Source organism: Mycobacterium colombiense, assembly GCF_003284935.1.
GTDB classification, from domain to species: Bacteria; Actinomycetota; Actinomycetes; order Mycobacteriales; family Mycobacteriaceae; genus Mycobacterium; species Mycobacterium arosiense_A.
On the sequence record NZ_QMEV01000037.1, the window covers coordinates 39,480 to 50,507 of the forward strand.

Annotated in this window: 11 protein-coding genes; 3 read left to right on the plus strand and 8 right to left on the minus strand. The window is 68.8% G+C overall.

Translation table 11 applies throughout. From position 1 onward, the window contains the following. Positions 1-9 precede the first annotated feature (9 nt). From DQP57_RS16765 to tkt, 7 genes are read right to left on the minus strand one after another with little or no spacing between them, the layout of a single operon-like run. A complete protein-coding gene (locus DQP57_RS16765; protein WP_112633964.1) occupies positions 10-939 on the minus strand; it encodes a histone deacetylase family protein in 930 nt (309 codons plus the stop codon). A 19-nt stretch (positions 940-958) separates the two neighbouring features. Further along, on the minus strand, positions 959-1,357 hold the full coding sequence (locus DQP57_RS16770) for an ATPase (RefSeq protein WP_112633965.1): 399 nt from the start codon (positions 1,355-1,357) through the stop codon (positions 959-961). 42 nt (positions 1,358-1,399) lie between these two features. Beyond that, the gene (pgl, locus tag DQP57_RS16775; RefSeq protein WP_112633966.1) at positions 1,400-2,155 is read right to left on the minus strand and encodes a 6-phosphogluconolactonase; all 756 of its coding nucleotides are present in this window, start codon (positions 2,153-2,155) and stop codon (positions 1,400-1,402) included. Continuing rightward, positions 2,152-3,063, minus strand: coding sequence for a glucose-6-phosphate dehydrogenase assembly protein OpcA (opcA, locus tag DQP57_RS16780; RefSeq protein WP_112633977.1), 912 nt, complete (start codon positions 3,061-3,063; stop codon positions 2,152-2,154). Before opcA ends, pgl begins: the two co-directional genes overlap by 4 nt. Next, positions 3,060-4,604, minus strand: a complete 1,545-nt coding sequence (gene zwf, locus DQP57_RS16785) for a glucose-6-phosphate dehydrogenase (RefSeq protein ID WP_112633967.1) — start codon at positions 4,602-4,604, stop codon at positions 3,060-3,062. The genes opcA and zwf overlap by 4 nt, the downstream gene beginning before the upstream one ends. After that, positions 4,601-5,719 carry a transaldolase gene (gene tal / locus DQP57_RS16790; RefSeq protein WP_112633968.1) on the minus strand — a complete coding sequence of 373 codons (1,119 nt, stop codon included), beginning with the start codon at positions 5,717-5,719 and terminating at the stop codon, positions 4,601-4,603. The genes zwf and tal overlap by 4 nt, the downstream gene beginning before the upstream one ends. Positions 5,720-5,735: 16 nt before the next feature. Continuing rightward, positions 5,736-7,835: a transketolase gene (tkt, locus tag DQP57_RS16795; RefSeq protein ID WP_112633969.1), complete on the minus strand. Its 2,100-nt coding sequence runs from the start codon at positions 7,833-7,835 to the stop codon at positions 5,736-5,738. A 256-nt stretch (positions 7,836-8,091) separates the two neighbouring features. Between tkt and DQP57_RS16800 the strand changes: the two genes are divergently transcribed. Further along, positions 8,092-9,018, plus strand: a complete 927-nt coding sequence (locus DQP57_RS16800) for a heme o synthase (protein ID WP_112633970.1) — start codon at positions 8,092-8,094, stop codon at positions 9,016-9,018. A gap of 89 nt (positions 9,019-9,107) precedes the next feature. Then, positions 9,108-9,509 (plus strand): hypothetical protein, encoded by a 402-nt coding sequence (locus DQP57_RS16805; protein WP_112633971.1) that lies wholly within the window; start codon positions 9,108-9,110, stop codon positions 9,507-9,509. Positions 9,510-9,522: 13 nt separating this feature from the next. On the opposite strand, the gene DQP57_RS16810 is transcribed toward DQP57_RS16805, so the two are convergent. Beyond that, positions 9,523-10,497: a quinone oxidoreductase family protein gene (locus DQP57_RS16810; RefSeq protein WP_112633972.1), complete on the minus strand. Its 975-nt coding sequence runs from the start codon at positions 10,495-10,497 to the stop codon at positions 9,523-9,525. A 19-nt stretch (positions 10,498-10,516) separates the two neighbouring features. Between DQP57_RS16810 and DQP57_RS16815 the strand changes: the two genes are divergently transcribed. After that, positions 10,517-11,028, plus strand: a 512-nt coding sequence (locus DQP57_RS16815; RefSeq protein WP_112633973.1) for a hypothetical protein, incomplete at its 3' end; no start/stop codon positions are given.

Genomic DNA, 11,028 nt, shown 5'->3' on the forward strand with positions numbered 1-11,028 from the left:
GTTACGGGTTCAGCCCTTCAGCAGCTCCCCGACGTGCGCGGTGACCGATTCGGTGAGGCCCTGCAGGTCATAACCGCCTTCGAGCACCGCGACCAGCCGCCCGTCGCATAGCCTTTCGGCCGACGTCATCAATTCCCGGGTGACCCAGGCGAAGTCGTCGGCCGTCATGGTCAGCGAGCCCAGTGGATCGCGCTCGTGGGCATCGAAGCCGGCGGACACGATGATCAGCTCGGGCGAAAAGCCTTGCAGCGCAGGCAGTATCCGATCCTGAAAGGCCGCGCGCAGCTCGGTCCCGCCGTCACCGGGTGCAAGCGGCGCGTTGAAGATGTTGCCGACGCCGGTTTCTCGTACCGCGCCGGTGCCGGGGAACAGCGGCATCTGATGCGTGGACGCGTAGAGCACACTGGGGTCGGAGTAGAAGATCTGCTGGGTGCCGTTGCCGTGGTGGACGTCGAAATCGACGATGGCGACCCGCGTCAGGCCGTGTTTGTTCTGCGCGTGCCGCGCGCCGATGCTGATGTTGTTGAACAGGCAGAAGCCCATCGCGCGCTCGGTCTCGGCGTGGTGGCCCGGCGGCCGGCACGCGACGAACGCGTTCTGCGCATCACCGGCCAGCACCGCGTCCACGGCCTGCAGCGTGGCGCCCACCCCGCGCAGCGCGGTCTGCCAGGTCGAGGGTTCCATCATGGTGTCGCCGCCGTCGAGGTAGACGTAGCCGTCGTCGGGCCGCGCGGCTTCCAGCGCGTCCACGTACCGGTTCGAGTGCACGTACCGAGTCGTCGCGAGGTCGGCCGGCTCTGCCTCCTGGCGCATCAGCGCCTCGAACTGTGGCCGGCTCAGCGCCGCCGCCACCGCGCGGTAGCGGTCCGGCCGCTCCGGATGACCGGGAGCGGTCCGGTGGTCCGCGAACGCGGAATGGTGCAGCAGCAACGTGGCCATCGAACGTCCCGCCGGGCGCCTACTGCACGGTCCGGTTGCGCAGCCTGTCCACCAGGCCGCGCACCGCGTGCTCGGTGATCGCCAGCGGGGACATCATGGTCTCGCCCACCCGCACCATGTCGTCGACCCGCGCGACGATGGCCTCCACCGGCTCGACCAGCACGATCAACCGCTTGGCCAGATCGTCCAGGCTGGCCATGGTGCCATCCAGGTGATCCAGGCCCTGTTCCAGACGCTCCACCGTGGCGTTGAGGGCCGACAGGGAGCTGCTGAGCTCCTTCATGGTGTGGCTCAACCCGTCGAGGACGTCTTCGACCTGCTCCACGGTCTTGTCGGCGTTCAAGGCGGCCTGGGTGAGCGTCTTGATCCGGCTTCGCTCTTGTCCCCCGCGCGCGGTTCTGTCTGCCATGACCGTCATTATGACCCGGCGGGGCGCGGGCGCGAGCCCGAACGCCGACGGCTAGCTCTGCTCCCCGGCCCGCGACGGCAGCTTGGCCGCGGCGTCCTCGTCGAGCAGCCACAGCGTGGTGTCCAGCCCCACCGCCCCGGCGGCCGGCACCGAAACCGGTGCGGCCCCGCCGATGGCGGCGGCCACCGCGTCGGCCTTGCCGCCGCCGGACACCAGCAGCCAGACTTCGCGGGAACGCGCAATGGCGGGCAGCGTCAACGTGATCCGTTGCGGCGGCGGCTTGGGGGAGTCGTCGACCGACACCACCATCCGGGTGGTTTCGAGCACGGCCGGGGTGTCGGGGAACAGCGAGTTGATGTGGCCCTCGGGTCCCATGCCCAGCAGGTGCACGTCGAAATTCGGAACGGGTTCGCCCGGTTCGGCGTTGGCGGCCAGCAACTGCTCGTAGGCCAGTGCCGCCGCGGCCAGATCGTTGCCGAATTCGCCGTCGCTGGCCGGCATCGGGTGCACCTGGCTCGACGGGATGTCGACGTGGGAGAGCAGCGCGGCCCGCGCCTGTTTGTCGTTGCGCTCGTCGTCGTCCTCGGGGACGTAGCGTTCGTCGCCCCAGAACAGATGCACGCGTGCCCAGTCGATCTCGCGCCCCACCAGCGACTGCAGCAGCCCGATGCCGTTGCCGCCGCCGGTGAGCACGATGAGCGCTCGGCCACGGGCCGCCACGGCGTTCGCGATGGTGTCGGTCAGCCGCGCGGCGGCGGCCTCGACCATGGTCTGGCTGTCCGGGAAAATTTCGATGTTGGTGCTCACACGTATTGCACTTTCTCGATGCCTTCGAGCGCTGATTGGTAAACCTCGTCGGCGTCCAGCCGGCGCAGATCTTCGGCGAGGCACTCGCCGGTTTCCCTGCGCGCCAAGGGGAGTAGGGCGTCCGGCCGGGAAGTCCGGCTCAACGTGGCCGTCCTTCCCTGCTGCGGCCGGCTCAAGACGATCGTTTCGCTCTTGCGCTCCAGTTCGATCTTGAGTTCGCCGACCGCCCGCCGCACCGGGCCGTCGATCCGGCTGGCCAGCCACCCGGCCAGCACGTCCAGGGCGGGCTCGGTCGCCAGGCCGGACACCAGCGCCGACTCGATCGGTTCGTGCGGCGCCAGGTCGACGGCCGAGGCGAGCAGCGCGCGCCAGTAGGTGATGCGCGCCCAGGCGAGGTCGGTGTCGCCCGCGGTGTAGCCGGGCAGCCGGCTCTTGATGGCCGCCAACGGGTCCACCCCGTTGGTCGCGTCGGTGATGCGACGAATCGCCAACCGCCCCAACGGATCGTGCGCGGGCACCGCCGGCGCCACGTCGGGCCACCAGACCACCACCGGGATGTCGGGCAGCAGGAAGGGGGTGACCACGCTGGCGGCGTGTCCGGACAGCGCGCCGGACAGCCGCAGCACCACGACTTCGCTGGCGCCGGTGTCGCCGCCGGCGCGCAGCTGCGCATCCAGGCGCGGCTTGTCCGCGTACGGATTGCCCCGCATCGTCACGATGATCCGGCTGGGATGCTCATGGCTGGCGTCGTTGGCCGCCTGCAGCGACTCTTCGAAGATCTCCTCGCTGTCGGGCGCGACGATCAGCGTCAGCACCCGGCCCATCGCGACGGCGCCGACCCGTTCGCGCAGCTCGTCGAGCCTCTTGTTGACCGCCGTGGTGGTGGTGTCTTCCATGTCGATGATCACGGCCGCCGCCATTCCCGGCCGGTGCGCCGCAGCATCTCGAACGCCGAGTCCGGGCCCCAGGTGCCCGACTCGTACGGTTCGGGCTTACCGCCCGCTGCCCAATTGGTGAGCACGGGATCGAGTATGTCCCAAGCCAGTTCGACCTCTTCGTTGACCGGAAACAGGGACGGCTCCCCGAGCAGCACATCGAGGATCAACTGTTCGTAGGCCTCCGGGGATTCCTCGGCGAACGCCGAGCCGTAGGAGAAGTCCATGTTGACGTCGCGGACCTCCATCGCGGTGCCCGGCACCTTGGAGCCGAACCGCAGCGTGACGCCCTCGTCGGGCTGCACCCGGATCACCATGGCGTTGGCGCCCAGCTCGTCGGTCATGGTCGCATCGAACGGCAGGTGCGGCGCCCGCTTGAAGACCAGGGCGATCTCGGTCACCCTGCGGCCCAGGCGCTTTCCGGTTCGCAGGTAGAACGGCACGCCCGCCCAGCGGCGGGTGTCCACCTCGAGCGTGATGGCGGCGAACGTCTCGGTGATCGAATCCTTGGCGAACCCCTCTTCGTCGAGCAGCCCGACGACCTTCTCGCCGCCCTGCCAGCCCGCGGCGTACTGGCCGCGGCTGGTAGTCTCGTCGAGGGGCTCGGCGAGCTGGGTGGCCGAGAGCACCTTGATCTTCTCGGCCTGCAGCGCCGACGGGCTGAAGCTGACCGGCTCCTCCATCGCGGTCAGCGCGAGCAGCTGCATCAGGTGGTTCTGGATCACGTCGCGCGCCGCGCCGATGCCGTCGTAGTAGCCGGCCCGCCCGCCCAGCCCGATGTCCTCGGCCATGGTGATCTGCACATGGTCGACGTAGTGCGCGTTCCAGATGGGGTCGAACAGCTGGTTGGCGAACCGCAGCGCCAGGATGTTGCGGACCGTCTCCTTGCCCAGGTAGTGGTCGATCCGGAACACCGACTCCTCCGGAAACACCGCGTTGACGGACTTGTTCAGCGCCTGCGCGCTTTCCAGGTCGTGCCCGAACGGCTTCTCGATCACCACCCGGCTCCACCGATCGCCCTGCGGGCGAGCCAGGCCCGACTTGTGCAGCTGCTCGCACACCACCGGGAACGATTTCGGCGGGATCGCCAGATAGAAGGCGTGGTTGCCGCCGGTGCCGCGTTCGGCGTCCAGCTTGTCCAGGGTCTCGGCCAGCCGCCCGAACGCCTCGTCGTCGTCGAAAGCGCCCGGCACGAAACGGAATCCCTCGGCCAGCCGGTCCCAGTTCTCCTGCCGGAACGGGGTGCGGCAGTGTTCCTTGACGGCCTCGTGCACCACCTTGCCGAAATCCTGGGTGCTCCAATCGCGGCGGGCGAAGCCCACCAGCGAGAAGCTCGGCGGCAGCAGACCCCGATTGGCCAGGTCGTAGATGGCCGGCATGACCTTCTTGCGGGCCAGGTCGCCGGTGACGCCGAAGATCACCATCCCGCACGGCCCCGCGATCCGCGGCAGCCGCTTGTCGCGCTTGTCCCGTAACGGGTTATGCCATAGTTGCGCGGTGCGGGCTGGGCTCATTTGGAGGCGGAACCCAGCTGCTTCTGCGTTTCTTCCAGCAGCTCGGTCCACGAATCCACAAACTTCTCCACACCCTCGTCCTCGAGCACCTTGAAGACGTCGGTCAAATCGATGCCGATCTGGTCCAGCTTGTCGAACACCGCCTGGGCGTCCCCGGCGGTGCCGCTGACCGTGTCGCCCTTGATCTCACCGTGGTCGGCGACGGCGTCAATCGTCTTCTCCGGCATGGTGTTCACCGTGTTGGGCGCCACCAGCTCGGTGACGTAGAGGGTGTCGGAGTAGTCGGGGTTCTTGACACCGGTGGACGCCCACAGCGGACGCTGCACCCGGGCGCCGTCGGCCTTGAGCGACTGGTAGCGGTCGCCGCCCTCGAAGACCTCCTGGTAGGCCGCGTAGGCCAGCCGCGCGTTGGCCACGCCGGCCTTGCCCAGCAGCGCCTTGGCGTCGTCCGACCCGATCTTCTCCAGCCGCTTGTCCACCTCGGTGTCCACCCGGGACACGAAAAACGATGCGACGGAGTGGATCTTGGAGATGTCATGCCCGGCCTCGCGTGCCTTCTCCAGGCCGGCCAGGTAGGCGTCCATCACCTGACGGTGCCGCTCGACGGAGAAGATCAACGTGACGTTGACCGAAATGCCTTCCGCAAGAACGGCAGTGATCGCCGGGATGCCGGCCTTGGTCGCCGGGATCTTGATGAACAGGTTGGGCCGGTCGACGATCTTCCACAGCTCGACGGCCTGCGCGATCGTCTTGTCGGTCTCGGCGGCCAGCCGCGGGTCGACCTCGATGGACACCCGTCCGTCGACGCCGTCGGAGGCCTCCCACTCGCGCTTGAGCACGTCGCACGCCTTGCGGACGTCGTCCGTGGTGACGGTGCGGATGGTGGCGTCCACATCGGCGCCGCGCTCGGCCAGCTCGGCGATCTGCCCCTCGTAGGCGTCGCCCTCGGCCAGCGCCTTCTGGAAGATCGACGGGTTGGTGGTCACGCCGACAACGCTTTTCGTGTCGATCAGCTCCTGCAGGTTGCCCGACTGCAGCCGCTGGCGCGACAGGTCATCTAGCCAGACGGAAACTCCCGCGGCGGACAGCGCCGCGAGGTTGGGGTTCTGAGTCATCTCCAAACGCCCTTTCTCAGTTATCAACTACTTGTTCCGCGGCGGCCGCGACGGCTTCTGCCGTGAAACCGAATTCCCGGAACAGCGTTTTGTAATCGGCGGATTCGCCGTAGTGCTCGATCGAGACGATCCTGCCGGTGTCGCCGACGAGCTTGTGCCAGGACTGCGCGACGCCGGCCTCGACGGCCACCCGGGCCGACACGGTCGGCGGCAGCACGCTGTCGCGGTAGTCCTCGGGCTGCGACTCGAACCATTCGACGCACGGCATGGAAACCACCCGCGCCACAATCTCCTTGTCCGCCAACAGCTTCTGTGCGTCCACCGCGAGCTGGACCTCCGAGCCGGTGGCGATCAGCACCACGTCGGGATCCTGGCCGGCCTCCTCGCCGTCCGAGCCCAGGATGTAGCCGCCCCGGGCGACGCCGTCGGCGCTGGTGCCCTCCAGCACCGGCACACCCTGGCGGGTCAGACACAGGCCGACCGGGCCGCTGCCGTTGCCGCGGGCCAGGACGGTGCGCCAGGCATAGGCGGTCTCGTTGGCATCGGCCGGGCGCACCACCGAGAGGTTCGGAATGGCCCGCAACGCCGCGAGGTGCTCGATCGGCTGGTGGGTCGGGCCGTCCTCGCCCAGACCGATCGAGTCGTGGGTCCACACGTAGATGGTGTCGATGTCCATCAACGAGGCCAACCGGACGGCCGGGCGCATGTAGTCGGAGAACTGCAGGAACGTGCCACCGTACGCCCGGGTCGGGCCGTGCAGCACGATGCCGGACAGGATGGCGCCCATCGCGTGCTCGCGCACACCGAAGTGCAGGGTGCGGCCATACCAGTGCGCCGTGTAGTCCTTGGTCGAAATCGACGGCGGCCCAAAGGAATCAGCGCCCTTGATGGTGGTGTTGTTGCTGCCCGCCAGGTCGGCCGAACCGCCCCACAGCTCCGGTAGTTTTGGCCCGATCGCGTTGAGCACCTCGTTGGAGGCCTTGCGGGTCGCCACCGCGTCGGAGCCGGGCTCCCAGTGCGGCAGGTCGGCGTCCCAGCCGTCGGGCAGCTCTTCGGCGGTCAACCGGTCCAGCAGCGCCTTGCGTTCGGGCTGCGCTTGCGCCCAGGCGTCGAAGTCGGCCTGCCACTTCTCGTGGGCCTCCTTGCCGCGGTCCACCAGCTTGCGGGTGTGGGCGATCACGTCGTCGCGCACCTCGAACGTCTTGTCCGGGTCGAAGCCGAGGACCTTCTTGACGGCGGCGACTTCCTCGTCGCCCAGGGCCGCGCCGTGCGCCTTGCCGGTGTTCATCAGCTTGGGCGCGGGATAGCCGATGATGGTGCGCAGCGAGATGAACGACGGCCGGTCGGTGGCGGCCTTGGCGTTGGCGATGGCCTCCTCGATCGCGACGACGTTCTCGCCGCCCTCGATCTCCTGCACGTGCCAGCCGTAGGCGCGGTACCGCGCGGCGGTGTCCTCGCACAGCGCGATGTTGGTGTCGTCCTCGATGGAGATCTCGTTGTGGTCGTAGAAGACGATCAGGTTGCCCAGCTGCTGGACGGCCGCCAGCGACGAGGCCTCGGAGGTGACGCCCTCCTCGATGTCGCCGTCGGAGGCGATCACGTAGATGAAGTGGTCGAACGGGCTGGTGCCCGGGGCGGCGTCCGGATCGAACAGCCCGCGCTCGTAGCGCGCGGCCATCGCCATGCCCACCGCGGAGGCCAGGCCCTGGCCCAGCGGGCCGGTGGTGATCTCAACGCCCTTGGTGTGCCGGAACTCCGGGTGCCCGGGGGTCTTGGACCCCCAGGTGCGCAGCGACTCGATGTCGGACAGCTCCAGCCCGAAACCGCCCAGGTACAGCTGCAGGTACAGCGTCAGGCTGCTGTGCCCGCAGGACAGGACGAACCGGTCGCGGCCCAGCCAGTAGGTGTCGCTGGGATCGTGGCGCATCGTCCGCTGAAACAGGGTGTAAGCCAGCGGCGCCAGGCTCATCGCCGTCCCGGGATGGCCGTTGCCGACCTTCTGCACCGCGTCGGCGGCCAGCACCCGAATGGTGTCGACGGCGGCCGAGTCGAGCTCGGACCAGTCGTCGGGAAGGTGCGGTTGGGTCAGCGTGGAGATCTCTTCGAGTGTCGTCACAGACTCAGTCCTTGGGTCATCGAGCTGATCAATCCCACCCTAGTGCGGGAGGGCCGGCTCTTGCAGCGCAGGATTTCGGGTACCCACGGCCGGCAGATGTGAAAATTACGCGCCCGTCGAAACCCGCTAACATTCAGTTCGCCGAATCTGGGAAAAGGCTGCGGGAACGGACCCGTGGGCGGGCCATCCCCACAGCGCGGTCTACCATCGTGTGTAGTAGATGCTGCGCGCCGCTGCGACCCCAAGGAGTTATTGCGTGAGCGTTCGCGGGCGCGTCGCGCCGAGCCGATTGCCAAGCCGGATACAAGGCACGGTGCTGGCTTATCTCGCGCTGACCAAGCCGCGGGTCATCGAACTGCTGCTCGTGACCGCGATCCCGGCCATGCTGCTGGCCCAGCGGGGCACGGTGAACCCGCTGCTGATCGTCAACACGCTGATCGGCGGGATGCTGGCCGCCGGCGGCGCCAACACGCTGAACTGCGTGGCCGACGCCGACATCGACAAGGTGATGAAGCGCACGGCCCGCCGGCCGCTGGCCCGCGCGGCGGTGCCCACCCGCAATGCCCTGGTGTTCGGCCTGGTGCTGACGGTGGCGTCGTTCTTCTGGCTGTGGTGGACGAGCAACCTGTTGTCCGGGCTGCTGGCCCTGGCGACGATCGCGTTCTACGTGTTCGTCTACACCCTGCTGCTCAAGCGCCGCACCTCGCAGAACGTGGTGTGGGGCGGCGCGGCCGGCTGCATGCCGGTGATGATCGGCTGGTCGGCGGTCACGGGCACCATCGGCTGGCCCGCGCTGGTGATGTTCGCGATCATCTTCTTCTGGACGCCGCCGCACACCTGGGCGCTGGCGATGCGCTACAAGGACGACTACAAGGCGGCGGGCGTGCCGATGCTGCCGGCCGTGGCGACCGAGCGTCAGGTGACCAAGCAGATCCTGATCTACACCTGGCTGACGGTCCTGGCCACGCTGGCGCTGGCGCTGGCGACCGGCTGGCTGTACGCCGCGGTCGCCCTGGCGGCCGGGGTGTGGTTCCTGGCGATGGCCCACCAGCTCTACGCGGGGGTCCGCGCCGGCGAGCCGGTCAAGCCGCTGCGGTTGTTCCTGCAGTCGAATAACTATCTGGCGGTGGTGTTCTGCGCGTTGGCCATCGACTCCGCCATCGGGCTGCCGCACCTGTTCTGAGCCGGTCGTCGACTCACGTCGCCCGGCGAACTCAAGAACTGATTTCTTATCTGGGATCGGTAGCCGGTCCACCGGATCACACTTCAGGCATGGCAACTAACCGCATCGTCAGGACGTTGGCCGCCGCAACGCTGCTTTCGGCCGGCCTGTCCTTCTGCGACATGGGGATCACCACGGGTATCGCCGAAGCCCGACCCGGGCCGATGCCGCTGGACGCGTGGCCCGGCTGTCCCAACGACCACCCCCAGGGGCCGTGCCGCTGGTGCCCCGGGCAACCGTTGCCGCCGACCGGCAACCATGTCACCAACCCCGTCGTCTGGGACAACAACGTCTGCCACACCTACTACTACGTCTGGTTCGGACAGGGCAATGTCGCCCAAAACATCTGGGACGGCGACGACCCGCCGGCACCGCCACCACCACCGCCGCCGGGCCTCATCAATAGAGACAATTGCCAGCAGCTTCTGGGCATCTTCTGTCCCCACGCGTAGCGGCTCGAAATAGCTAGGGCAGCAGCACGATCGAGCCGGCCGTCTTGCGGCCCTGCAGATCCTGGTGGGCGCGCGCCGCGTCGGCCAGCGGATAGCGGCCGCCGACCTCGACGGTGATGTCGCCGCCGGCGATCGCGGTCAATAATTCCTCTGCCCGCCAACTGAATTCCTGGCCGGTGCGGACGAAGTGCGCCAGCGACGGCCGGGTCAAGAACACCGAACCGGCGGCGTTGAGGCGCTGCGGGTCGAACGGCGGAACGGGCCCGCTGGCCGCGCCGAACAGCGCCAGCGTCCCCCGGACGGCCAGGCTGGCCAGGCTCGCGTCGAAGGTGCTCGCGCCCACGCCGTCGTACACCGCGGCCACCCCGGCGCCGTCGGTCAGCGAGCGGATCCGCTCGCCGAACGCCGCGGCGTCCTCGGGGTAGGGGAGCACCTCGTCGGCGCCCGCCCGCCGGGACATCCGCTCCTTCTCCGGCGTCGAGACCGTGGTGATCACCCGCGCCCCGAGCAGGTTGGCCCACTGCGTCAGGATCAGGCCGACGCCCCCGGCACCGGCGTGCACCAGCACCGTGTCACCCGCCTGCACCGGATACACCGACTTGAGCAGGTAGTGGGCGGTCAGGCCCTTCAGCAGCGCCGAGGCCGCCACGTCGGCGCTCACACCGTCGGGCACCTCGGCGGTCAATTGCGCTGGGGCCGTGGCATATTCGGCATAACCGCCGGACGCCGCGGCGCTGACAACCCGGTCGCCGACGCCGAACCCGTCCACGCCGTCGCCGAGGGCTTCGACGGTGCCGGCCAGCTCCGAACCGAGGACGAACGGCAACTCGCGCGGGTACTGCCCGGAGCGGAAATAGGTGTCGATGTAGTTGACGCCGATGGCCTCGGCCTTGATCAGTACCTCGCCGGGCCCGGGAGCCGGCTGGGGCGCCTCGACGTAGCGCAGCACCTCGGGGCCGCCGGTCTCGCTGACTTCGATAGCGTGCATCCGCTTATCATGCCCGGGCATGAAACTCGCTCGCCCGGACGTCTTCCATCCCCGCATCGTGCTGGCGGGGTCGGCCGACGACGCCGGCCTGGTGGCCGCGCTGCGCCGGCGCGGGCTGCACGCGCGCTGGCTGTCCTGGGACGACCCGGACGCCGCCCAGGCCGATCTGGTGATCCTGCGGGCCGCGCCGCACGAGCGGGGCCGCCGCGACGAATTCCTGGCCTGGACGCGCCAAGTGCGCCACCTGCTCAACCCGCCCGCCGCGATCGCGTGGAATTTCGATGAGCGCTATCTGCGCGATCTCGCGGACGACGGAGTCCCGACGGCACCTGGCGCGACGGGTCGGACGACGTTGATCTTTCTCGGCGGGAAGCAATCGCACGCCTGGCCGGTCGAGGCGGAGTTCGAAGCGTGGGACCTCGGCCACGCCGCGCTCGCATCGGCCGCGCGCCGTGCCGGTATATCCCCGGGGGAGCTGCTCTACGCCCGCGTGGACCTGGCGGGCGAAAGGGTGGCCGCGCTCGACCTGGT